General features: G+C 60.8%; 24 protein-coding genes and 1 pseudogene. 18 read left to right on the top strand and 7 right to left on the bottom strand.

Going from position 1 to position 21,427, the window contains the following annotated elements; all coding sequences use genetic code 11:
* Window positions 1-11: 11 nt before the first annotated feature.
* Window positions 12-248 (bottom strand): DUF1127 domain-containing protein, encoded by a 237-nt coding sequence (locus tag J2X71_RS28285; protein WP_310387422.1) that lies wholly within the window; start codon window positions 246-248, stop codon window positions 12-14.
* Between the two features lie 175 nt (window positions 249-423).
* Here J2X71_RS28285 and J2X71_RS28280 point away from each other — a divergent pair, with 175 nt between their 5' ends.
* Window positions 424-1,335, top strand: coding sequence for an agmatinase (locus J2X71_RS28280; RefSeq protein ID WP_310387420.1), 912 nt, complete (start codon window positions 424-426; stop codon window positions 1,333-1,335).
* Between the two features lie 45 nt (window positions 1,336-1,380).
* On the opposite strand, the gene plsY is transcribed toward J2X71_RS28280, so the two are convergent.
* Window positions 1,381-2,040, bottom strand: a complete 660-nt coding sequence (plsY, locus tag J2X71_RS28275; protein WP_310387418.1) for a glycerol-3-phosphate 1-O-acyltransferase PlsY — start codon at window positions 2,038-2,040, stop codon at window positions 1,381-1,383.
* Window positions 2,041-2,218: 178 nt separating this feature from the next.
* On the opposite strand from plsY, the gene J2X71_RS28270 reads away from it, so the two are divergent.
* Together J2X71_RS28270 and J2X71_RS28265 are read left to right on the top strand one after the other, a co-directional pair.
* Window positions 2,219-3,727, top strand: coding sequence for a winged helix-turn-helix domain-containing tetratricopeptide repeat protein (locus tag J2X71_RS28270; protein ID WP_310387592.1), 1,509 nt, complete (start codon window positions 2,219-2,221; stop codon window positions 3,725-3,727).
* Between the two features lie 136 nt (window positions 3,728-3,863).
* On the top strand, window positions 3,864-4,292 hold the full coding sequence (locus J2X71_RS28265) for a L,D-transpeptidase (RefSeq protein ID WP_310387415.1): 429 nt from the start codon (window positions 3,864-3,866) through the stop codon (window positions 4,290-4,292).
* A 5-nt stretch (window positions 4,293-4,297) separates the two neighbouring features.
* Here the strand turns inward: J2X71_RS28265 and J2X71_RS28260 are convergent, their stop codons facing one another.
* Window positions 4,298-5,020 carry a Crp/Fnr family transcriptional regulator gene (locus J2X71_RS28260; RefSeq protein ID WP_310387413.1) on the bottom strand — a complete coding sequence of 241 codons (723 nt, stop codon included), beginning with the start codon at window positions 5,018-5,020 and terminating at the stop codon, window positions 4,298-4,300.
* On the opposite strand from J2X71_RS28260, the gene J2X71_RS28255 reads away from it, so the two are divergent.
* From J2X71_RS28255 to J2X71_RS28220, 8 genes are all read left to right on the top strand, one after another.
* Window positions 5,013-5,456 carry a hypothetical protein gene (locus tag J2X71_RS28255; RefSeq protein WP_310387411.1) on the top strand — a complete coding sequence of 148 codons (444 nt, stop codon included), beginning with the start codon at window positions 5,013-5,015 and terminating at the stop codon, window positions 5,454-5,456. The two genes, J2X71_RS28260 and J2X71_RS28255, sit on opposite strands and share 8 nt — an antisense overlap.
* Before the next feature lie 106 nt (window positions 5,457-5,562).
* Complete coding sequence (locus J2X71_RS28250; protein ID WP_007814022.1) at window positions 5,563-5,841, top strand: acyl carrier protein; 279 nt, start codon at window positions 5,563-5,565, stop codon at window positions 5,839-5,841.
* Between the two features lie 115 nt (window positions 5,842-5,956).
* A complete protein-coding gene (locus tag J2X71_RS28245) occupies window positions 5,957-6,454 on the top strand; it encodes a 3-hydroxyacyl-ACP dehydratase FabZ family protein (protein WP_310387396.1) in 498 nt (165 codons plus the stop codon).
* Window positions 6,451-7,656, top strand: a complete 1,206-nt coding sequence (locus J2X71_RS28240; RefSeq protein ID WP_310387394.1) for a beta-ketoacyl-ACP synthase — start codon at window positions 6,451-6,453, stop codon at window positions 7,654-7,656. The genes J2X71_RS28245 and J2X71_RS28240 overlap by 4 nt, the downstream gene beginning before the upstream one ends.
* A 12-nt stretch (window positions 7,657-7,668) precedes the next feature.
* The gene (locus tag J2X71_RS28235; RefSeq protein WP_310387391.1) at window positions 7,669-8,955 is read left to right on the top strand and encodes a beta-ketoacyl-ACP synthase; all 1,287 of its coding nucleotides are present in this window, start codon (window positions 7,669-7,671) and stop codon (window positions 8,953-8,955) included.
* A 57-nt stretch (window positions 8,956-9,012) separates the two neighbouring features.
* A complete protein-coding gene (locus J2X71_RS28230) occupies window positions 9,013-10,041 on the top strand; it encodes a zinc-binding dehydrogenase (protein WP_113320662.1) in 1,029 nt (342 codons plus the stop codon).
* Window positions 10,042-10,045: 4 nt separating this feature from the next.
* Window positions 10,046-10,981, top strand: coding sequence for a lipid A biosynthesis lauroyl acyltransferase (locus tag J2X71_RS28225; RefSeq protein WP_310387388.1), 936 nt, complete (start codon window positions 10,046-10,048; stop codon window positions 10,979-10,981).
* A gap of 198 nt (window positions 10,982-11,179) precedes the next feature.
* The gene (locus J2X71_RS28220) at window positions 11,180-11,884 is read left to right on the top strand and encodes a PAS domain-containing protein (protein WP_310387386.1); all 705 of its coding nucleotides are present in this window, start codon (window positions 11,180-11,182) and stop codon (window positions 11,882-11,884) included.
* A gap of 2 nt (window positions 11,885-11,886) precedes the next feature.
* Here the strand turns inward: J2X71_RS28220 and J2X71_RS28215 are convergent, their stop codons facing one another.
* The 3 genes from J2X71_RS28215 to J2X71_RS28205 all read right to left on the bottom strand — a co-directional run bounded on the left by J2X71_RS28215 (window position 11,887) and on the right by J2X71_RS28205 (window position 13,497).
* Window positions 11,887-12,249 (bottom strand): VOC family protein, encoded by a 363-nt coding sequence (locus J2X71_RS28215; protein ID WP_310387384.1) that lies wholly within the window; start codon window positions 12,247-12,249, stop codon window positions 11,887-11,889.
* Window position 12,250: 1 nt separating this feature from the next.
* A complete protein-coding gene (locus tag J2X71_RS28210) occupies window positions 12,251-12,649 on the bottom strand; it encodes an SRPBCC family protein (protein ID WP_113320658.1) in 399 nt (132 codons plus the stop codon).
* A 62-nt stretch (window positions 12,650-12,711) separates the two neighbouring features.
* Window positions 12,712-13,497 (bottom strand): DUF6597 domain-containing transcriptional factor, encoded by a 786-nt coding sequence (locus tag J2X71_RS28205; RefSeq protein ID WP_310387383.1) that lies wholly within the window; start codon window positions 13,495-13,497, stop codon window positions 12,712-12,714.
* A gap of 155 nt (window positions 13,498-13,652) precedes the next feature.
* Here J2X71_RS28205 and gndA point away from each other — a divergent pair, with 155 nt between their 5' ends.
* The 5 genes and pseudogenes from gndA (at window position 13,653) to pyrE (ending at window position 17,333) form a co-directional block, all read left to right on the top strand.
* Entirely contained in the window at window positions 13,653-15,083 is a 1,431-nt protein-coding gene (gndA, locus tag J2X71_RS28200) for an NADP-dependent phosphogluconate dehydrogenase (protein WP_310387381.1), read from the top strand.
* A gap of 84 nt (window positions 15,084-15,167) precedes the next feature.
* Entirely contained in the window at window positions 15,168-15,566 is a 399-nt protein-coding gene (locus J2X71_RS28195; RefSeq protein WP_113183544.1) for a VOC family protein, read from the top strand.
* A gap of 325 nt (window positions 15,567-15,891) precedes the next feature.
* Complete coding sequence (locus J2X71_RS28190) at window positions 15,892-16,356, top strand: histidine kinase (protein ID WP_310387379.1); 465 nt, start codon at window positions 15,892-15,894, stop codon at window positions 16,354-16,356.
* Between the two features lie 147 nt (window positions 16,357-16,503).
* Window positions 16,504-16,683: pseudogene (locus tag J2X71_RS38170) on the top strand (sulfate transporter); the annotation flags it as partial.
* 110 nt (window positions 16,684-16,793) lie between these two features.
* Window positions 16,794-17,333 (top strand): orotate phosphoribosyltransferase, encoded by a 540-nt coding sequence (gene pyrE, locus J2X71_RS28185; RefSeq protein ID WP_310387377.1) that lies wholly within the window; start codon window positions 16,794-16,796, stop codon window positions 17,331-17,333.
* A 248-nt stretch (window positions 17,334-17,581) separates the two neighbouring features.
* Here pyrE and J2X71_RS28180 read toward each other — a convergent pair whose 3' ends face one another.
* Window positions 17,582-18,622 carry a LacI family transcriptional regulator gene (locus J2X71_RS28180; protein WP_310387375.1) on the bottom strand — a complete coding sequence of 347 codons (1,041 nt, stop codon included), beginning with the start codon at window positions 18,620-18,622 and terminating at the stop codon, window positions 17,582-17,584.
* A 455-nt stretch (window positions 18,623-19,077) separates the two neighbouring features.
* On the opposite strand from J2X71_RS28180, the gene J2X71_RS28175 reads away from it, so the two are divergent.
* On the top strand, window positions 19,078-20,313 hold the full coding sequence (locus J2X71_RS28175) for an ABC transporter substrate-binding protein (RefSeq protein ID WP_310387373.1): 1,236 nt from the start codon (window positions 19,078-19,080) through the stop codon (window positions 20,311-20,313).
* A gap of 208 nt (window positions 20,314-20,521) precedes the next feature.
* Window positions 20,522-21,427, top strand: a complete 906-nt coding sequence (locus J2X71_RS28170; protein ID WP_113320652.1) for a carbohydrate ABC transporter permease — start codon at window positions 20,522-20,524, stop codon at window positions 21,425-21,427.

The raw sequence follows: 21,427 nt of genomic DNA, 5'->3' as shown, positions 1-21,427 counted from the left end.
GGAGATTCGCCTCACGCGTGCCAGAAAAAGCCGGGGGCCTCGGAGCCTGCCTGTTGTTCCGTCAGGCCGATATCGTCGATCAGAACGGGGCTGATTTTGGACCGTCGCTTCCGTTCGCGGCGGATGCGGATGCGCCAGAACCAGCGCATGATCGCGCTTCGCAGGATGATCAGGCTATTGTGCCGGCGCGACAACTTTTGACGTGGGGCTGATGCAAGGGTGCAGCAATCGCTCATGATGAACTCCATGGAGCTTGAAGGTCCGGGAACTTGGATTTCGCCTGAGACCTTCGATTTCAAAGGATGCTGGAGTCTGGAGGATGCGGCGTGGGGCGTAATTAAACGCTTCCAAAAAGTTCGCAAAAACTTCCAAAGTGACTAAACAGGTCAAAACAGGATTTCGCCTGATCAGGACAACAAGGACATGACCGCCTCATCTTCCTTCCTCGGCCTTCCCGATCGCCTGGCTGATGGGCGTTTGCCCCGTGCGGTGATCTTCGCAGCCGCGCACGGCAGCACCTATCCCGGCAAGGACAGCAGCGGTTATGCGCTGGCCGCCGGCGCCATCCGCGCTGCGAGCCAGGAGGATGCCGGGCTCATCGAGCATTGGGATTTCGATCTCGGCGGCCCGCTGTTTGCCGACAGGCCGATCTCCTGCATCGATGCCGGCGACATCGAGACCACCATGCATGACAATGCCGGCAACCGCGCCCGGATCGAGGCGAAGACGCGTGAGATACTGGCATTGCCGGCCATACCGATCCTGCTCGGGGGAGATTGTTCCGTGACATTTCCTTTCCTCGCCGGCTTTGCGGATCAAGGGCCGGTCTGGGTCCTGCAGATCGATGCCCATATCGATTGGCGCGACGAGGTGCATGGCGAGCGCTACGGCTATTCAAGTCCGATGCGTCGGGCGAGCGAGATGCCGCATGTCGCCGGCATGGTGCAAGTCGGTCTGCGCAGCGTCGGCAGCGCGCGCATCGCCGAGGTGGAAGCGGCGCAGCTTTATGGCAGCCGCTTTGTCACTGCCCGCGAGATCCACACAGTGGGCGTCGAAGCCGCTCTCCGGCATATTCCCGAGGGAGCGCGGGTGGTCGTCACGCTCGATTGCGACAGCATCGATCCCGGCATCATGCCGGGCGTGGCGGCGCGTACCCCTGGTGGCCTCACCTACACACAGGTGATCGACCTGATCGCCGGCCTCGGCAGGCGGGCGAGAATCGCCGGGTTCGATCTGGTCGAGTTTTATCCTCCGGCCGATATCGACGGCCTGTCGGCGCTGACCGTGTCGCGCGTGCTCGTCAATGCGGTCGGCGCCATCGTCAGGCAGGATTGAAACGCTTCTTGCTCTCACGGCAATTGGTATCGGGGCATTTCGATTCTAGGCGACTTTGCCCAAACGTGGCTCCGTCCCAGCCAGCAGCCGCCTGATATTGGCGCGATGGCGCACAATCACGTAGATGCCGCCTGATATTACCAGCAGCCGATAGGGCAACGGTTGCTCCAGGCCGCAGACGAGAGCGATGGCTGTCAACGCTGCCAGCATCGAACTCAGGGAAACAATGCGGAAGGCGGCCAGCGCAAGGCAGAAAACCGCTGCAGCACCCAAACCGACGGGCCAGGACATTGCCAGCAACACGCCGAGCCCCGTCGCAGCAGACTTGCCTCCCGTAAAGTTCAGCCAGATCGAACGGCCATGCCCCAACAGCACGCCAAGACCGGCCAGGCAAACAATCCAGGGCTCCCCGCTTTGCAGGTCAGGTGCTGTCGGCGGCGTGCCCGATGGTACTGTCGAGAGCCAGAGATAAAACCAGCGGGCAAAGACGACTGCTGCGACACCTTTCAGCACATCGATCAGGAGAACCGCCAAAGCAGGCCATTTACCGAGCGTTCTGAGTACGTTCGTTGCTCCGGTGGATCTGGAGCCATGCTCGCGGATATCCATGCCCTTGAGCAGTTTGCCCGCCAGATAGCCCGTGGGCAGGGAGCCGAAGAGATAGGCGACCGCCAGTCCCACCAGACTTGCTATCCAGAAAACCATGGGTGTACCTCGACGCTCTTTTTTCAGCCGGGTAATTATCTGATCGAACACGATTAAACCAGTCGCGCCTCGGATGCCACGCGCCTAAGCGGACGAAATTGTCCGCGGGAATGCCGAGATCGAATGGCATCAGGCAGGACGGTTCCAACCCGGCATGAAAGCCTTTAGGATGCGCGCCATGCAGGGAGCGCGCTTTGCCTTTGGTCCGTTCGTGCTTGATCCGGAGGCGGGAACGCTTCTGCGGAACGACGATCCCGTTGCCGTCGGGCACCGCGGCGTAATGCTGCTTGCCGCGCTCGTCGGGCGGCCCGGCGAAATTCTCGCCAAGACCGAGCTGATGGATGCGGCCTGGCCGGGCACGGCCGTCGAGGAGGGCAATCTCACCGTCCAGATCGCGCAGCTGCGCAAGCTGCTGGGTCCTGCCGCTGACGGTGGTGAATGGATCTCGACGGTTCCGCGCATCGGCTATCGCTTCACCGGCGCCATAAAACAGCTCGGCAGCGGGAGGCGAAAAGCTTTGGCGCTGCCCGACAAACCCTCGATTGCCGTACTGCCCTTCGTCACCGTCAGCGGCGATCCGGAGCAGGAGGGTTTTGCGGATGGCCTGACCGAAGACCTTATCACCGATCTTTCCCGGACCTCGGGCCTCTTCGTCATCGCCCGCAATTCGAGCTTCGCCTATAAGGGAAAGGCGATGGATGTGCGTGATATCGCCGAGGAGCTTGGGGTGCGCTATCTGCTCGACGGCAGCGCCAGACGGGCGGCGGAGCGCGTGCGCATCAACGCCCGGCTCGTCGATGCCGAAAGCGGCGATCATCTCTGGGCGGAGCGTTTCGACCGCGGCCTGGACGATATTTTTGCCGTTCAGGACGAGGTCACCGGCAAGATCGTCGAGGCGCTGCTTGGCCGGCTGCGTCCACCGGTGCCGCGCAATCGGCCCAAGAGCCTCGAAGCCTATGATCTCTGCGTGCGGGCGCGCACGCTGATGGATGATGCGCCGCAAAGCGCGCGGGAAACGCAGCTGATGCTGACACGGGCGATTGCGCTCGACCCTGACTATGCCGAGGCCCATCGGTGGCTTGCGCTGAACCATTGGATGGGATGGGTGCATAGCGGTGGTCCAACCGAAGCCAATCGCAGCGTTGCCCTGGAATTGGCGCGCAAGGCCGTCGCGCTCGATCCGAACGATGCCGGCTGCCGCTGGGTGCTTGCTTACCTGCTTGCCTATGAGCGCAGCTTCTCGGAAGCCGATGCGGAATTCGAAAAGGCCATCGCGCTCGACCCGAATGAGGCCGATACGTGGGCGGCTCTGTCAGATATTTCCGTTCTCGCCGGGCGGATCGACGAGGGCCTGGAGCATATCGGCAAGGCGTTTCGGCTGAACCCGTTTCCGGCCAGCTGGTATTATTTGACACTCGGCCAAGCGCAATATGCTGATGGCAATTATGAAGCCGTCGTAGAGACGCTGCGCCGGGAGGAAACCTATCGCACGAGCTCACGCCGTTTCCTGGCGGCAGGTCTTGCCCAGCTCGGCCGGCTCGATGAGGCCCGTGCAGAGGCGGAGCTGTTCCTCGTCGCAAACCCGCATTTCACGATCAGCCACTGGGCCGCGATGGAACCGTTCCGGGACGCAGGGACGCTCGCACATTTTGTCGACGGCTATCGCAAGGCCGGCTTTCCCGAGTGACGCCAGTGCCGCAACCGGCACTGGCTTGTTAGAAATGTGATTACCATTCGAGTTAAAGCAAAATAACAAGTATTGCCGTAGTCTCTTCTCTCGTTGGGCGAAAATAAGCCTTTAAAGGTTCGATAGAGGGACGACCATGAAGACGTTTTTTGCGGCTGCTACCGCAGTGTTGTTATTGCAGTTTTCTCCAGTTGCGGCTCAGGCTGCTACGCTGGTTGCCAATATCAGCCTCAGCAAGCAGACGATGACTGTTACCGAGAACGGTTGGGTGAAGCATCGCTGGAAGGTTTCTACGGCGCGCAAGGGTTATACCACGCCGACCGGTTCCTGGAGCGCCAAGTGGCTGTCTCGCGATCACCGTTCCAAGAAGTACGACAACGCGCCGATGCCGTTCGCTGTATTCTTCAACGGCGGTTATGCCGTTCATGCCACTTTCGAACGCAAGCGGCTCGGCACGCCGGCTTCGCATGGTTGCGTGCGTCTCGACCCCAACAATGCGGCCCAGTTCTTCTCGATGACGCAGGAAAACGGCCTTGCCAATACCCGCGTGGTGATCACGCGGTAAGCAAATCAGGCGCTAACCAGGCGCTCCAGCTCATCCATATCGGGAACGGTGATATGACGGTTGTTCTCGATGCGGATGACGCCCCGCTTGCGCAGCTTCGTCATCTGGCGGCTGACGGTTTCGATCGTCAGCCCCAGGAAATCGGCAATCTCGCTGCGTGAGAGCGGCAGGTCGAAGGCCGCGCTGCTGGTCGTTTCCGGCTCTGCATGCGTGGCGACGAGATAGAGGAGGCTTACGACCTTTTCCTGGGCCGTGCGACGGCCGAGAGTCAGCATCCATTCCCGTGCCGCATCCAGCTCCTTCAGCGCCTGGGCATGCAGGTTATGCTGCAGTTCCGGCGTATCCGTGATCATGCGGTCGAGCAGGCCGCGGGGGAAGACGCAGATTTCCGTCGGCGTGGCCGCTTCGGCCGATAGCGTGCTCTCCGGCACGAAGGGGCGGCCGATGAAATCGGGGGCGAATTGCAGGCCGACGATCTGGTGGCGCCCATCGGGCATCACCTTGCAGAGCTTCACCACGCCGTTCATGATGTTGGAATAGGACGAGACTTCTTCGCCCTGGGCAACGATCTCGCAGCCGGCATCGAGTTTGCGGCGAGTCGAATGCTTGCAGAGTTCGCGCAGTTGCGCAGCTGCCAGCGCACCGCAGACGACGCCGTGGCGCGCCTCGCAGACGCGGCAGGTTGCCGGAATACCTATGTCAGGATCTTCACTGCGCGCGATGTCCATGTTCGATGCCCCGATCCGACCATGTGCCTGCGTTGTGTTACGCTTCGGCCCCAAAGTCATCTATCCCGATTTCTTGCGTCTGCGTCTTGATCTTTATCAATTCCGACCGGATTCCGATTTGATCCAAATCAAAGTATCCTTTTTCAGCGGGTTTATTTCCCGCCTTAAAGATCACCCTGCTGTGGAAATATCCGGCTCTGTTTCGCGTTATACGAGCTATCCGCGGGTGCCGCAATTGAACGCAAGTTTAGGGACACGGAGGTGTCGCTCTGTGTGCTTAGTCCCCATTGCGGCCATGGATCAGAACGGTTTCTGTGCCGTCGAGACGGACGGTTTTGCCGTCACGGAGACTGGAAAAGTCTTTAGCCGGGTGGCCGCTTTACGCTTCGATATCTATCTCAGACAGGTCAAAAGGCGCCATTCCATTGCTGTTTAGGCAACACCTGCCCGCCAAATTGGCTTGCAACCGGGACGAAAGCATTGGCTTTTGAAATGGATTTGCCTATGAGGGGGAGAATCTTCATTTCCAAGAGGTAGAGCGAGTGACCGCTACATTCGATAAAGTTGCCGACATCATTGCTGAAACCAGCGAGATCGACCGCGCAACGATCACGCCGGAAAGCCACACGATCGACGACCTCGGTATCGACAGCCTCGACTTCCTCGATATCGTTTTCGCCATCGACAAGGAATTCGGCATCAAGATTCCGCTCGAAAAGTGGACGCAGGAAGTCAACGAAGGCAAGGTTTCCACCGAAGAATACTTCGTGCTGAAGAACCTCTGTGCCAAGATCGACGAGCTGCGCGCCGCCAAGGCTTGAAGCAACATCATCATCTTTTTTTCACGCCCTGCCGCCATTGATATGGCGGCCGGGCGGTTTTGTTCCTAAGTAGGCCTTCCGACGGGCTTAATGCGCGTCGCGCCGGAGAAGTCTGATGCTGCTGGAATATTTCCAGATGATTGACCGCGTCGAGGCGGTGGACCTTGAGAAGCGCACGCTCGTTGCGCGCTCGGTCGTGCCGGCCAAGAGCCCCGTTTTCGAGGGGCATTTTCCAGGCATGCCGCTCGTCCCTGGCGTGCTTCTCATCGAAACCATGGCGCAGGCATCAGGCATGCTGGTGCTGGCCGCCACTGATTTTAGGTCCATGCCCTTCCTGATGTCGGTCGATGGCGCCAAGATGCGCACCTTCGTCGAGCCGGAAGCGGTGCTCGACATCGAGGCTTTCCTCGAGCATGACGGCTCCGGTTTTGCCGTCACCAAGGCAAAGATCACCAGCGGCGGCAAGAAGGTCTGCGATGCGCAGCTGAAACTGCGCACCATGCCTTTCAGTGAAATTCCGCTCGGCGATATCGTGAAGAAACGTGCCGGCGAGGTGGGCCTGATGGACGCCATCGCTGCGCAGCGGGCGAAGGCCCAGGGGGTGAGTGAATGAGCAAGGCCGCCAATGACGTCGTGATATCAGGCATCGGCATCGTGACCTGTCAGGGTGTCGGCAAGGATGCGCATCTGGCGATCCTGACTGCCGATGCCGCACCTGCGACCGTTATCGAGACCGAGAAGTTCAAGCCTTATCCGGTCCATCCGCTTCCTGAGATCGACTGGTCGCAGCAGATCGCCAAGCGCGGCGACCAGCGCCAGATGGAAAACTGGCAGCGGATCGGCGTTTTTGCAGCGGGTCTGGCGCTCGATGATGCGGGCTTCAAGGACAATCTGGAAGCCTGCGGCACGATGGACATGATCGTGGCGGCCGGCGGCGGCGAGCGCGACATCAATGTCGATACGCTGATCGTCGATGAGGGCCTGAAGCGCAACGACCGCGAGTTGCTGCTCAATGAGAAGCTGACGACCGAACTGCGGCCGACGCTGTTTCTGGCACAGCTTTCCAACTTGCTTGCAGGCAATATTTCCATCGTTCACAAGGTCACCGGCTCCTCGCGCACTTTCATGGGTGAGGAAGCTTCCGGCGTTTCCGCCGTCGAGACGGCCTTCTGGCGCATCAAGTCAGGCGAATCCACCCATGCGCTTGTTGGCGGCGCCTTTGCGGCCGAACGCCCGGACATGATCCTGCTGACGGAAGCAATCGGTGCGCATACACGCGGTGAGTGGGCGCCGCTTTGGTCGCGCTCCGGTCTCGAGGGTGGCGGCATGATCACGGGTTCCGCCGGCGCCTTCCTGGTGCTGGAATCGCGCAAGCATGCTGAAGAGCGCGGCGCGCATATCTATGCGACAATCGGTGCCGTCGAAGGCGACCGCGGCAATCGCGCTGCGGGTAATTTCGAAGTTCGCCTGGAGCGGCTGCTGAAACCCGCTGCCGGTCTGGCCCCCGAAACCACGGCGATCTTCTCCGGCTCGACCGGCATGCATGAGCTTGCCGCCCGCGAAAAGGCAGTGCTTGAACATCAGCTTCCGGGTGCTGCGATCCGCGGCTTCGCCGGCGTTTCCGGCCACACCATCGAGGCGCAGTTCACGCTCGGCCTTGCGCTTGCAGCGCTTGCGATCGACGCCAAGGCGAAGGTTCCGCCTTTTGATGCCGCGAACGAAGCGCCGATGAAATCAGGCACCAAGGCTGCCGTCGTAACCACCGTCGGACATCAGCGCGGCGAAGGCGTTGCCGTTCTTTCCGCAGAAGCGTGAGGAGTGACTGAAATGACAGCGTCCGCTTACAGGGATCATCTCGGCCGTCCGATCGTTGCGGTCACCGGCATGGGTATCATCACCTCGCTCGGCCAGGGCCTCAGGGATAACTGGGCAGCCCTTTCGTCAGGTACATCGGGCATTCACGACATCACCCGCTTCCCGACGGACGGCCTTTCGACGCGCATTGCCGGCACCGTCGATTTCATCGATATCCCGGTGCCGAACGCCGTCGAGCGTTCCTATGCCTTTGCGCGCGAGACGACCATCGAAGCGCTTGCCGATGCCGGTATTTCCGGCGATTTCAATGGTCCGCTGTTCCTGGCAGCACCGCCGATCGAGCCGGAATGGAGCGCCCGTTTCGAGCTTGCCGACCGTTCGCCGGCCGCCGACCATCCGGGCGATGCCTATGAGCGGTTCCTCGCTGCCATGCGCCAGCGTCCCGATCCGGCCTTCCATGAGGCGGCGCTCTTCGGCGCGATTTCCGAGCGATTGTCCGATCGGTTCGGCACGCGCGGCCTGCCGGTCACGCTGTCGACGGCCTGTGCATCGGGTGTTACCGCCATCCAGCTCGGCATCGAGGCGATCCGCCAGGGCCGCACCGACCGGGCGCTGACGGTTGCGACCGACGGTTCGCTGAGTGCGGAAGCGCTGATCCGCTTCTCGCTGCTGTCTGCTCTCTCCACCCAGAACGATCCGCCGACCAAGGCTTCCAAGCCGTTCAGCAAGGATCGCGACGGTTTCGTCATCGCCGAAGGCGCGGCGACGCTGGTGCTGGAATCCCTGGAATCGGCAATTGCCCGCGGCGCCAAGGTGCTCGGCATCATGAAGGGTGCGGGCGACAAGGCCGACAGCTTCCACCGCACGCGCTCTTCGCCCGATGGCGCCCCGGCGATCGCGACGATCCGCGCAGCCCTTGCCGATGCCGGCATGAGCGAGGACGATATCGGCTATATCAACGCCCATGGCACCTCGACGCCTGAAAACGACAAGATGGAATATGGTTCCATGTCCGCCGTCTTCGGCGAGAAGCTGGTCGGCATTCCGGTGTCGTCCAACAAGTCGATGATCGGCCATACGCTGACGGCTGCCGGTGCGGTCGAGGCGGTCTTCTCGCTGCAGACGATGCTGACCGGCACGCTGCCGCCGACGATCAACTACAACAACCCGGATCCGTCAATCGTTCTCGATGTCGTGCCGAACAAGAAGCGGGAAGCCCAGGTTTCGGCCGTGCTTTCCAACTCTTTCGGCTTCGGCGGACAGAATGCCAGCCTTGTCATGGCGCTCGAACCGGCTTAAGCGGTTCCCGACAATCCAACCGATAAGAAAAACGCCCCAGAGGCGAGAGGTTTTGCCATGCGCGCTTTGCAACTGATCGATGACCGCAAGCTTGAGATCACCGACCTGCCGGAACCGGACGCTCCCGGTGCGGGCGAAGTGACACTGCGCGTCAAGGCGGTTGCGCTGAACCATATCGATGTGTGGGGCTGGCGCGGCATGGCATTCGCCAAGCGCAAGATGCCGCTCGTCATCGGCGCGGAAGCCTCCGGCGTCGTCGAGGCGATCGGTCCCGGTGTCGCCAATGTTCTGCCCGGCCAGCTCGTGTCGATCTATGGCGCGCGCACCTGCGGCCTCTGCCGCCCGTGCCGCGAAGGCCGCGACAATCTCTGCGAACATGTCTCCGGCGTACACGGCTTCCATCTCGATGGCTTTGCGCAGGAGAAGGTGAACCTGCCTGCGCGGCTGCTCGTACCGGCTCCTCCCGGCGTCGATGCGATCGGGGCGGCACTTGCGCCCGTTACCTTCGGCACGGTCGAGCACATGCTGTTCGACAATGCCAAGCTCGAGCCCGGCGAAACGATCCTTGTCCATGCCGGCGGCTCCGGCATCGGCACGGCTGCGATCCAGCTTGCCAAGAAGATCGGCTGCACAGTCATCACGACCGTCGGCTCCGACGACAAGATCGAGAAGGCGAAGGCTCTCGGCGCCGATCACGTCATCAATTACCGCACCGACCGCTTCGAAGGCGTGGTGCGCAAGCTCACCAAGAAGAAGGGCGTCGATGTCGTCTTCGAACATGTGGGCAAGGATACCTGGGCTGGCTCGATGCTTTGCATGAAGCGCGGCGGGCGTCTCGTCACCTGCGGCTCGACCTCGGGCGTTTCGACCGAGATGAACCTGATGATGCTCTTCCAGCAGCAGCTGAAGCTGCTCGGCTCCTTCGGCTGCCGCATGGAGAACATGGCCGATGCCATGCAGAAGATGGGCCGCGGCCTCGTTCATCCCGTCATCGATACGGAAGTCAGCTTCGACGATATCGACCGCGCCCTGGAGCGCATGGAAACCCGTCAGATCTTCGGCAAGATCATCCTGAAGATGGACTGACCGAGTGAAGCTCTTCGTTACCAGGATCGTTCTGGCGCTCAGGCGTTTCCAGCAATGGCTGGTGGCGCAGCTGATGTTCGGCTTCCTGAATTTCCTGAAGCTTTTTCCTGCCGATGGCGCGATGCGCTTTGCCGACTGGATGACCCGCCAGATTGGCAAGCGGCTGAAGCGCCACAAGCTGATGCTCTACAATCTGCGTCGGGCCTTTCCGGAAAAGAGCGATGCGGAGCTGGAAGCGATTGCGCTGGAAAGCTGGGGCAATATGGGCCGGCTTGCGGCCGAATATGTCTTCCTCGACCAGCTCTTCGATTTCGATCCTGAAAGTGCCGAGCCGGGCAGGGTGGAAGTCTCTGGCATTCCGATTTTCCTGGAGCTGCGCGACAATCCGCGCCCGTTCATCGTCTTTACCGGCCATACCGGCAATTTCGAGCTGCTGCCGGTCGCGGGCAATGCCTTCGGTCTCAGCGTGACCGTGCTCTTCCGCCCGCCGAACAATCCCTATGTGGCGCAGAAGGTCTTCGATTTCCGCAGCGGCCGCATGGGCAAGCTCGTGCCTTCGCATGCCGGCTCTTCCTTTGCGCTCGCTCGTCAGCTGGAAGCAGGGCAGGGCGTTGGCGTCCTCGTCGACCAGAAATTCAGCCGCGGGTTGAAGACGACGTTCTTCGGCCTGGAAACCAAGACCAATCCGCTGCTGCCGAAGCTGGTGCGCCAGTTCAATTGCGAGGTCTATCCGGCCCGCTGCATCCGCCTGCCCGGCAATCGCTACCGCCTGGAGATCGAGCCGAAGATGGAGATGCCGCGCGACGAGAAGGGCAATTTGGATCTTCCCGCCACGGCACAGATGATGAACGACAAGGTGGAGAGCTGGGTGCGCGAATATCCGGCTCAGTGGCTCTGGTATCACGACCGCTGGGATATCAAGCGTTCCGTCAGTCTGTAAGATTCTGCCTGTAAGATTTTGCTCCTGATTTATAATCGGTGAAAAGCGACAGGTCCGGTTCGGTTGAAAATGAGTACGGTTCATGTTACGCGTCTCTACTAGGGCGCGCAAAGCACCTACCGCAAGGCGTAGTCTTTCATTAAGCATAGGCCTCGACCGGTTTCGGAACGTTTCTCAGGAATGGATATTGGGGGTATCTTGCTTGAGTTGTTCAGAGCCTTTTCCTTGCGCTGCGCGCAGATAGAGGAAGCGATAAGGCTAGGGGATGATGGGCGCGTGGAGGCGCTCGACCGCGATATACAGCCGCTGGTCGAGGCGATCCTCTCATGCAGGGCCTCCAGCCTGATTGAAGTCTATATGCAACTCCAGTTTGTAAGCTATCTCATCGCGCAGGATGCCGATGACGCGGCTTTCGTGACGCAATATGCCGCCGTGCTCTCCTATCTGCTCGACCGCTATTTCGGCGCCCATGCGCCGGACTGGCGCGTACCGCTGCCGGTGGACGTGAAGCTCAGGCAACCGCCCGCCTATATTCCCGATACCGATAACGGCCAGTTCCTCAATGCGGCGATCCTGCAGACGCTGCCGGACCGCGTGGCGGTGCTGACGAAGGATTACCGCTATCTCTATTCCAATCCCGTCAATTGCGCCCACCTCGGCAAGAATGCCATGCAGCTCATCGGCCGCCATATCGTCGAGTTCATCGGCGAAGAGCGCTTTGCCAGCGAGGTGAAGGAAAAGCTCGACGCCTGCTTCGACGGCATATCGGCGGATTACACCTACGCGCGGGATGAGCGGCACAATCGCTGCCGCATGGTGCCGCTCCATGACGCAGCGAAGAAGGTGATCGGGGCGCTCATCACGATCCAGAATCTCGGCACCACGGCAACGGCGGACGCCTGATTTCAGTCTTTGCTCCAGACGGCGAGTTCGTAGCCGTCCTTGTCGACGAAATGGAAGCGCCGGCCGCCGGGGAAGGGCGTGATCGGTTTTGCTATAGTGCCGCCGGCCTTTTCGACGTTGGCGAGCACGTCTTCCAGCTTCTCGGCATAGAGGATGACGAGCGGGCCGCCTCCGGCACGCACCGGGCCGAGATTGGTGAAGCCGCCTTTCAGCCTTCCGTCGTCGAACTCGCAGTAGCTCTCCCCGTATTCGGTGAAGCGCCAGCCGAAGGCCGCGCCGTAGAAGGCTTTTGCCGCACCAATATCGGCGACGTTAAACTCGACATAGTCGATGCGGCGGTCATTTTGAGCGTCGTTGCTGGCCATCTTATTTCTCCATCATCGATTTCAGAGCCGCCAGATCCTTCTGGATATGGGCGGCATCGGCGGCGAATTGTTCGTCGGTCATGCCCGGCAGGCGCAGCAGCGTGAACATCACCTCGCAGCCATCACCATTCGGCACGATGCGCAGCGCGTTATAGACGCGCAGGCCGGATTCGATGGTGACGGTATGGTCGATGACGCCGAATTCGTTCGGCGGCACGAAGCTCACGCGGACGCTGCCGAGCGGGCCGTGGGCGATCCAGTCCTCGCCATCGGGTTCCAGGCCGCTCGCAAGGCCGGAGGCCCAGAGCGGCATGTTCTCCGGCCGGCCGGCGAAATCATAGACATCGCGCCAGTCTCTTTTAATCGTGATGTGGACGATGCGGGCGGGCATTGTGTTCATCGGTCTGTCCTTTGCTTTGTGTCAGACTAGCAGGCCGGCACGGACCGTCTTGAACAAAACGGTCAGCGGGTCGTCAATTGGGCGAGCATGGCGGATGGCGTCAGTGTCGTCAGGTCGCCGATTTCGCGGGTCATATGGGCCTGGTCGGAAAAACCGGCTTCGAGAGCGAGAGCGGCAAGGGACAGGGTCCCACTTGCGCGGCACAAGGCCATGAAACGCTGCAACCGGCGGATGCGTTCCAGCGTCTTGATGCCGTAGCCGAAATGGTGGTGGGCGCGGCGGCGCAATTGCCGTTCGCCGATATCGAGCCTCTGCTGCAGGTCGCCGATACGGCCCGATTCATGGTCTGCAGCGGCAAAGATCAGGCGAGCCTCGGGGTCCGGCGCCGCTTCTTCCCTTGCCAGTTCACTCAACAGGGTCGCGAAGAGCGAGAGGGCGGCAGCCTCATCCGGACAGTCGGACAGGCGCGGTTCGAGGAGGGCAGCCTTTTCGGGCGCGATATCGCTCAGGGGAATGGAGAGGCCGGTGATCTCTGACAGAGGCAGCTTCAGCCACGCGGCGCCGGCGCCCGGTGCAAAACGCGCGCCGATAATGCGCATGCCAGGCGTCATCGGAGGGAAGGCGGCTGTGCGGTCCGGCCCGACAACGAAGAGGCGGCCGTCCGCGAAAAGCAGGTCGCAATAGCCATCAGGTACGATGGCGACAGGGCTCGCTGTTCGAATCTCATGCGACCAGAGGCAGCGAAAATGCGGGGCGAGTACCGGCGAGGGCGCATATTCGCGGTAGCGCCCGGCTCTCTTTGCGAGCAGCGGCCTGATATCGCTTTGCCTTGCTGCGGTAGCTGTCATTCCGGCCTCCCAAACCTACGCATATGGTGCTCCCCTGGCCATTCGAAAAGCCTGTTCCGACGGCCTTTTTTCGACCCGAATCGCGGTCTTCGACCTTGCCGTTTGGCCGAGAGAGTGCCACAACATCGCACCATTTCACTCATCGGAGGTTTGTCGTGGAAAAGGCAGAAATCGGACTGATCGGCCTTGCCGTCATGGGTTCCAACCTGGCTCTCAACATTGCGGAAAAGGGCAACAAGATCGCGGTTTTCAACCGCACGCCTGAAAAAACGGATGAATTCTACGAGAGCGCCGGCGATCTCAAGAAGCAGATCATTCCCTGCAAGACGATCGAGGAGTTCGTCGAGGCGATCCGCCCGCCGCGTCCGATCATCATCATGATCAAGGCAGGCGATGCCGTGGACCAGCAGATGGAGGCCCTGCGCCCCCATCTTCAGAAGAACGACATCATGATCGATGCCGGCAACGCCAACTTCCGCGATACGGTCGCTCGCTTCGACCGCCTCAAGGATACCGGCCTGACCTTCATCGGCATGGGCGTTTCGGGCGGTGAGGAAGGTGCCCGCCACGGCCCGTCGATCATGGTCGGCGGCACGGAAGATTCGTGGAAGCGCGTCGAGAAGGTTCTGACCTCGATTGCCGCCAAGTATGATGGCGACCCCTGCGTCGCCTGGCTCGGCAATGACGGCGCGGGCCATTTCGTCAAGACCATCCATAACGGCATCGAATATGCCGACATGCAGATGATCGCCGAAATCTACGGCATCCTGCGCGACGGCCTCGGTAAGAGCGCTGCGGAAATCTCCGGTATCTTCGGCGAGTGGAACAAGGGCCGCCTGAACTCCTACCTGATCGAAATCTCCGAGAAGGTTCTGGCCGCTCAGGACCCGATCTCCAGGACGCCGATGGTCGACATGATCCTCGACAAGGCCGGCCAGAAGGGCACCGGCAAGTGGTCGGCGATCGAAGCGCAGAACATGGGCATTCCGGCAACCGGCATCGAAGCCGCCGTCGCTGCCCGCAGCCTGTCGTCGATGAAGGAACAGCGCGTCGCTGCCGAAAAGATCTTCGGTGATCTCGGTGCTGCCTTCCCGATCGCCTACGGCCCTGAGTTCAACAAGGATCTGGAACTGGCGCTGTTTGCCGGCAAGATCGGCGCCTATGCGCAGGGCTTTGCCGTCATGGCGGAAGCCTCCAAGGAGTTCAACTGGTCGCTGCCGATGCCGACGATTGCCCGTATCTGGCGCGCGGGCTGCATTATCCGCTCGCAGTTCCTCGACGAGATCACCAAGGCGTTTACCGATGCGCCTGATGCGGCAAACCTCATCGTCACGCCTGCCTTCTCCGGCATGGTCAAGGAATCGATCCCGGCGCTGCGCCGCGTCGTGACCGCAGCACTTGCCGCCGGCCTGCCGGTTCCGGCGCTTGCCTCGGCGCTCAGCTATTTCGACGCCTACCGCCAGGGCCGCGGCACTGCCAACCTGATCCAGGCGCAGCGCGACTTCTTCGGCGCCCACGGCTTCGACCGCCTCGACGGCAAGGACTTTCACCATGGCCCTTGGGGCAGCGGTGCATCGACCTTCTGAGGTTTGTCAGGATAAAGATGAAGAGCCCGGCCATCGTGCCGGGCTTTTTGCTATAAGGCCGATGGCGGACGGGAGGTTTTCGACATGCTTCACCATGCATCCTTCGGGGTTGGCAATATCGAGAGAGCCGCGCGGTTTTACGATGCTGCGCTCGGCGCGCTCGGCTATATCAGGGTCTGGGAGGACTTGCGTCCCGGCGAGGTCGGACAGGCTGTCGGTTATGGCGTGCCCGGTGGTGGCGACAAGCTGGCGCTCAAATCGGTGGAAGCGGGGCAGGGCGCGCCAGGTGCCGGTTTCCATCTCGCCTTTGCGGCACCCGACCGGCAGTCGGTCATCGCCTTTTATGCGGCGGCCCTTGCCAATGGCGGCGTCGATAATGGTGCGCCGGGGCTCAGGCAGCATTATGGGCCGAATTACTTTGCGGCCTTCGTGATCGATCCCGACGGGTATCGTGTGGAGGCGGTTTTCAATCAGGCGGAGTGACGGTTGCTCGGCTGAGCGGTGCCACTGCGTTATCCGTTACCTCGCGCTGCAAGTGTGTACGCAATCGCCCTAATTGCTGCCGATTCGAATTGGCACTAATATTAGGTGTTAGAACTATATGGCGGTGCGTACAGGCTTTGGCAGCAATGTCATAAGGCGCTGATCTCACCATCAGGCGCTTGCACATAGTCCTTATCAGGTAATCCTCTTGTTCAGGCGGGGAACTGCTCAAGAGTTGGCTTTTATTCCCGGTGTTTGACTAGTTCCATGAAGGACTATCTGCGTGGCGTTGCGTTGTTCCTTTGAACCGAGAGGGAGACACGGAATGTCGGACAGGAAAGGCTCTGACCCAAACGAGATGCCGCCGAGCGCGCAGGATCTGCGCGATCTTCAGGAGGCGATGAAGCAGAAGGCGACGCGAGCGACGGAGGCGAAGGAGAAAAGTCATTTCGACCTCGTCAATGATTTTATGTTCAAGCATGTCACCGAAAACGAAATCCAGATCGTGCGGCGACTGGTCGATAATGCCCTGAGGGACGGAAAGACGGAAGCGCTGGTCTATCAGTTCTCGTCCGACTACTGCACCGACAGCGGCCGCGCCATCAATAACGGTGCCGATAACTGGCCGGAAACGCTGCAGGGAAAAGCCAAGGAATTCTACGAGCGCTACGAGAAATACGGGCGGCCGCAGGGCTATAAGCTGAAGGCTGTCGTCGTCAATTTTCCGAGCGGCATGCCGGGCGATGTCGGCTTCTTTCTCAATTGGGAATCCGAAAAGCCCAAGCAGTAAACAGACGGGCCATCTACAGCCTCGTCGTGCCGAGAGCATAGTGCATCAGCCGTTTCCTTGGGGGGCCGTGCTCCGGCATATGACCTTGCCTTTCCGGCAGTTTGACACGCTCCAGTCGCCGTTTGCGAGCCCTCGCGCGGGGAGCAGATGGCACGCATTCACGTGCCGATATCGAGGAGGCTGAGCGGGTTTCGCGCGGATTGGCTGCGGAGCGATATTCCGGCAGGCCCGTTAATTGCCGCTGTCGGCCTGCCGAACAAGCGCTCATCCCGCCATCGTAGGCCTGCCGCGGAAGCCGGACTCTGTCCCATCATCGTCGCGCCCATAACTGCCCTACCGGCACAAATCGCAGTGACACTGTTGCGGGAATGCGCAGGCATAGGGCATTCCTCTGTGCGAAGCAGCGTTCTGAGCCAGCACTTTCTGAAGGGGTAGAAATGATCAAGGCATCCGTCGACCATGCGGCATTGGCCCGGCAAATCTCTGAAATCGCAACATTGGAGGGCGAATTCGTCCTCCGCTCGGGCCAGGTTTCCAACCGCTATTTCGACAAATACCGCTTCGAAGGCACACCGGCCCTTCTGAAGCCGCTGGCGCAGGCAATGGCGGCCCTTTTGCCCGCCGATACCGAAATCATCGCCGGGCTGGAACTCGGCGGCGTACCGCTCGTGACCGCGATCTCGCTGGAAACCGGCCTGCCCGCCGCCTTCATCCGCAAGGAAGCCAAGACCTACGGCACCTGCCGGGCGATCGAAGGGCAGGACGTGGCCGGCCGGCGCGTGACCTTCATCGAGGATGTGATCAGCACGGGCGGGGCGGTGGCCGATGCCTATCGGATGGCGGTCGGCGAGAAGGCCAAGGTCCTCGGCGTCGTCTGCGCGATCTGGCGCGGCGAGGGGGCTGCGCGCATCGAGGGCGTGCCGAGGCTTGCCGTGTATCCAGTGTTTACGCGGGCCGATCTGGAGAATGCGCGGTAGGCGGGCTGCTGGAGACGGGTTTTTCGGCACAGGCACAAACCGTCCGGCGAGCCTTACCGGGAAAGACGTGCTGGCCTTCGGCGATCACTGCGCCGAGGGCTGCGGCGAAGGTCAGGCGGGAGCGGCGGCGAGCCGGTCGGCCCAGGAGAACCACTGCCGGGTTTCATCGACGAGTGTTTCGCCGACGTCGAAGAAGATCGCTTCTATGGCCATGGCGGGTGGTTTCGCGGATTTGCGTTTGGATCAGCCTACCGCCCGTCCGGCCATTCCGGCTTGCTGATACTCTGCAACAGTTCCGCATCCACGCCATCGATCCGCGCGATCACCTGCTTGGCCATCTCGCGGCCGGCGTGGCGGACGTCTTCGTAAGCGGTGATGATCTCGGGGCGAATCCAGTTGAGGATCGGCGCGGATTGTTTGGAGACGAGGTCCACGTCATGGCCGAGGCGTTTGCCGGCGGCTTCGATGCCGGCGTTGACGGCGATGGCGGCGCTGCCGGCGGATGAGACGATGCCGTCGGGGGCGCCCGGCGAGCGCATCAGTTGTTCCACGGCGTCACGGATTTCGGCGAGCGGGGCATCGATATTGACGCGCAGCGGCACTTCCTCGGCGCCGTAATCGTGCAGGCCGGTCTGAAAGCCGATGCGGGTATGGGTGTAATAGGTGAGCTTGCTCGGCGGCTGCAGCAGGGCAATGCGCTTGCGGCCGCGATTGACGAGCTTCTGCACGGCCTGATGGGCGTAAGCCTCGTTGTCGAAGTCGTGGAAGGGGTGCACGAGGCCGGCATCGGTGCGGCCGTGGGCGGTAAAAGGCATGCCGCTTTCGGCGAGCAGGCGCACGCGCGGATCGTCAGGCTCGACGCGCGAGATGATGACGCCGTCTGCGGAGCCCGTGTCGAGGATGTAGCGCACAGGCAGCATGGGATCCTTGCTGTGCGAATGCGGGGTGACGACGATGTGGTAGGGCGTGCCAGTCAGCACTTCGGAAATGCCGAAGACCATCTGGCTGGAAAAGCCCATGATCTCCTCGTCGATGCTGAGGACGAGGGCAATCACGTTGGTCTTGCCGGTTCTCAGGCGTACGCCGGCCCGGTTTGGCTGATAGCCGAGCTGGCGGGCGACCATGCGCACCCGTTCCTTGGTTTCAGCGCCAATATCCGGTGCATCTTTCAGTGCCCGCGATACGGTCGTCACGCCAAGGCCCGTCATGAAGGCGATCGTCTTCAATGTCGGGCGCTCGCGCGGAACGGAACCGGATGCCGCTCCGCCGAAATTTCCGTTGTTTTCCATCCCTTTAGGCCCGCCTCACGCGATTTGCTTCGCCTTATAGAGGCTTTTTGCTGCGCTGTAAGTATGCCGGCGCTGAAAAAGCTCTCCTCCCTGAGCGAGACAATCTGTAACGATACAGTAGAAATGTCGAGCCTTTTTTCTGATCAACGTTGCATAGTGGTCCTCTCTGGTTGAATCGCGTGTTTAGCGCGCGATTTTTTGCACCCGCGAAATGCCGAAATGCCGAAATTGTCAGATTAATTAGAAATTATATAGTAAAATCAAATACATAATGTAATGCCGCAATTGCGAAATCGCTTGCTTACGCTTTTCTTATTGAGCAAAGGCGGAACTGGAGATTACCCTCATAGGCTGTAATAGTGCCTTTCACAGAAAATTTTGCGAGCGGGCGGTTGCGCGGATAAATCGATTGCTCTAAGTTTTTCCGGCAACGTTTCAGTGAGGGAGGAGAACTCATGAAAATCCGTATGATGGCGGCTGTGCTTGCCGCTTCCGTAGCCATTCCGTTTGGTGCCGCCAAGGCAACCGATCTCGAAGTCACCCATTGGTGGACCTCGGGCGGTGAAGCTGCCGCTGTGGCTGAGCTGGCAAAGGCATTCGATGCCACCGGCAACCACTGGGTAGACGGCGCAATCGCCGGTTCCGGCAGCACCGCGCGTCCGATCATGATCAGCCGCATCACCGGCGGTGATCCGATGGGTGCGACCCAGTTCAACCACGGCCGTCAGGCCGAGGAACTCGTCCAGGCCGGCCTCATGAAGGATCTGACCGATGTGGCGACCGCAGGCAAATGGAAGGAAATCATCCGTCCGTCGACCCTGCTCGATTCCTGCACAATCGACGGCAAGATCTATTGCGCACCTGTCAACATCCACTCCTGGCAGTGGCTGTGGCTGTCGAATGCCGCCTTCCAGAAGGCCGGCGTGCCGGTTCCGAAGAACTGGGATGAATTCGTCGCTGCCGCTCCGGCTCTGGAAAAGGCCGGGATCGTTCCTCTTGCGGTCGGCGGTCAGGGCTGGCAGGCAAGCGGCGCCGTCGGCGTGCTGATGATCGCCATCGGCGGCAAGGACAACTACCTGAAGGTCTTCAAGGACAAGGATGCCGAAGTCGCGGCCGGTCCCGAGATCGCCAAGGTCTTCAAGGCTGCCGACGATGCGCGGCGCATGTCCAAGGGCAGCAACGTGCAGGACTGGAACCAGGCCACCAACCTCGTCATAACAGGCAAGGCCGGCGGTCAGATCATGGGTGACTGGGCGCAGGGCGAATTCCAGGTCGCCAAGCAGGTTGCCGGCAAGGACTATACCTGCCTTCCGGGCCTCGGCGTGAATGAGATCATCTCGACCAGCGGCGACGCCTTCTACTTCCCGCTCCAGAAGGATGCCGAGAAGGCGAAGGCCCAGGACGTGCTTGCCGCCACGCTTCTCGACCCCAAGACCCAGGTTGCCTTCAACCTGAAGAAGGGTTCGCTTCCGGTTCGCGGCGACGTCGATATCTCGGCCGCAAACGACTGCATGAAGAAGGGTCTCGATATCCTCGCCGAGGGCAATATCGTCACCAGCTCCGATCAGCTCGTTTCGCCCGATACGCAGAAGCAGATCGAAGACCTCTTCGCCGAGTTCTTCGCCAATAACACGATGACGGCCGAAGCAGCGCAGAAGCGCTTCGCTGACATCATCGCCGCCGCCGACTGATCCTCGGTCCTCAAGCCCATCAGGTCCGGTCCTGCATGTTGCAGGGCCGGATCGCGCCGCCCGGATCTCTGATCCTTCCGGCGACGGCACGTCTCACCCGGCTGCGATCGCGCCAAGACCGCATGACGGTTGCGACAGGGACGGGAAGGGCCGCCGTCTTCGGATGGAGCCCGATCACCGAAGCGACTGTGCTTCAGGAGGAAACTCAATGACAGGTCAAGCGAAAGCCGGCCGACCGTTTAAATTATTCCGCAATCTGAATTCGAAGATTGCCTCCATTCCCATGATCCTCACCTCCATGGTCATCTTTCTCGGTGGCACGATCTGGACGGTGGTTTATTCCTTCACCAATTCCAAGCTTCTGCCGCGATTGAACTTCGTGGGCATCGAGCAATATCAGCGTCTCTGGGCTGCCCCGCGCTGGGTCGTGTCCATCGAGAACCTGGCGATCTACGGCATTCTGTCGCTGATCTTCAGTCTGGTCATCGGTTTCATGCTGGCGGCTCTCATGGATCAGAAGATCCGTTTCGAGAACACGTTCCGCACGATCTTCCTCTATCCCTTTGCGCTGTCCTTCATCGTCACCGGTCTCGTGTGGCAGTGGATCCTGAACCCGGAATTCGGCGTCCAGGCGGTCGTGCGGTCACTGGGGTGGACGAGCTTCAGTTTCGATCCGCTCTATACGTCTGAAATCGTCATCTACGGAGTGCTGATCGCCGCTCTGTGGCAGGGCACCGGCCTCGTGATGTGCCTGATGCTCGCCGGGCTTCGCGGCATTGACGAGGATATCTGGAAGGCTTCCCGCGTCGACGGCATTCCGATGTGGCGGACCTATCTCTTCGTCATCATCCCGATGATGCGGCCGGTCTTCATCACCACGCTCGTCATCATCGCCAGCGGCATCGTCAAGGTCTACGACCTCGTCGTGGCCCAAACCAGCGGCGGTCCGGGCATCTCGTCGGAAGTGCCGGCGAAATACGTCTACGACTACATGTTCCAGGCGCAGAATCTCGGTCAGGGCTTTGCAGCTTCGACGATGATGCTGCTGACAGTGGCGATCATCGTCATTCCCTGGGCATATCTGGAATTTGGCGGAGGGCGCAAACGTGGCTGA

It is taken from the genome of Rhizobium sp. 1399, from assembly GCF_031455475.1.
In the GTDB taxonomy this organism is placed as follows: domain Bacteria; phylum Pseudomonadota; class Alphaproteobacteria; order Rhizobiales; family Rhizobiaceae; genus Rhizobium.
The sequence above is the reverse complement of the archived record's forward strand: the minus strand, read 5'-3'. Positions and strand labels throughout refer to the sequence as shown.

What these genes read in the sequence shown, in the direction of transcription:
- J2X71_RS28230 (WP_113320662.1), top strand. Translation starts at nt 9,013, where the DNA reads ATGCGCGCTTTGCAACTGATCGATGACCGCAAGCTTGAGATCACCGAC.
- J2X71_RS28190 (WP_310387379.1), top strand. Translation starts at nt 15,892, where the DNA reads ATGTCGGACAGGAAAGGCTCTGACCCAAACGAGATGCCGCCGAGCGCG.
- J2X71_RS28170 (WP_113320652.1), top strand. Translation starts at nt 20,522, where the DNA reads ATGACAGGTCAAGCGAAAGCCGGCCGACCGTTTAAATTATTCCGCAAT.
- J2X71_RS28235 (WP_310387391.1), top strand. Translation starts at nt 7,669, where the DNA reads ATGACAGCGTCCGCTTACAGGGATCATCTCGGCCGTCCGATCGTTGCG.
- J2X71_RS28215 (WP_310387384.1), bottom strand. Translation starts at nt 12,249, where the DNA reads ATGGCCAGCAACGACGCTCAAAATGACCGCCGCATCGACTATGTCGAG.
- plsY (WP_310387418.1), bottom strand. Translation starts at nt 2,040, where the DNA reads ATGGTTTTCTGGATAGCAAGTCTGGTGGGACTGGCGGTCGCCTATCTC.
- J2X71_RS28240 (WP_310387394.1), top strand. Translation starts at nt 6,451, where the DNA reads ATGAGCAAGGCCGCCAATGACGTCGTGATATCAGGCATCGGCATCGTG.
- J2X71_RS28265 (WP_310387415.1), top strand. Translation starts at nt 3,864, where the DNA reads ATGAAGACGTTTTTTGCGGCTGCTACCGCAGTGTTGTTATTGCAGTTT.
- J2X71_RS28210 (WP_113320658.1), bottom strand. Translation starts at nt 12,649, where the DNA reads ATGAACACAATGCCCGCCCGCATCGTCCACATCACGATTAAAAGAGAC.
- J2X71_RS28255 (WP_310387411.1), top strand. Translation starts at nt 5,013, where the DNA reads ATGTCCATGTTCGATGCCCCGATCCGACCATGTGCCTGCGTTGTGTTA.
- J2X71_RS28195 (WP_113183544.1), top strand. Translation starts at nt 15,168, where the DNA reads ATGCTTCACCATGCATCCTTCGGGGTTGGCAATATCGAGAGAGCCGCG.
- pyrE (WP_310387377.1), top strand. Translation starts at nt 16,794, where the DNA reads ATGATCAAGGCATCCGTCGACCATGCGGCATTGGCCCGGCAAATCTCT.
- J2X71_RS28175 (WP_310387373.1), top strand. Translation starts at nt 19,078, where the DNA reads ATGAAAATCCGTATGATGGCGGCTGTGCTTGCCGCTTCCGTAGCCATT.
- J2X71_RS28245 (WP_310387396.1), top strand. Translation starts at nt 5,957, where the DNA reads ATGCTGCTGGAATATTTCCAGATGATTGACCGCGTCGAGGCGGTGGAC.
- J2X71_RS28180 (WP_310387375.1), bottom strand. Translation starts at nt 18,622, where the DNA reads ATGGAAAACAACGGAAATTTCGGCGGAGCGGCATCCGGTTCCGTTCCG.
- J2X71_RS28205 (WP_310387383.1), bottom strand. Translation starts at nt 13,497, where the DNA reads ATGACAGCTACCGCAGCAAGGCAAAGCGATATCAGGCCGCTGCTCGCA.
- J2X71_RS28260 (WP_310387413.1), bottom strand. Translation starts at nt 5,020, where the DNA reads ATGGACATCGCGCGCAGTGAAGATCCTGACATAGGTATTCCGGCAACC.
- J2X71_RS28280 (WP_310387420.1), top strand. Translation starts at nt 424, where the DNA reads ATGACCGCCTCATCTTCCTTCCTCGGCCTTCCCGATCGCCTGGCTGAT.
- J2X71_RS28285 (WP_310387422.1), bottom strand. Translation starts at nt 248, where the DNA reads ATGGAGTTCATCATGAGCGATTGCTGCACCCTTGCATCAGCCCCACGT.
- J2X71_RS28270 (WP_310387592.1), top strand. Translation starts at nt 2,219, where the DNA reads ATGCAGGGAGCGCGCTTTGCCTTTGGTCCGTTCGTGCTTGATCCGGAG.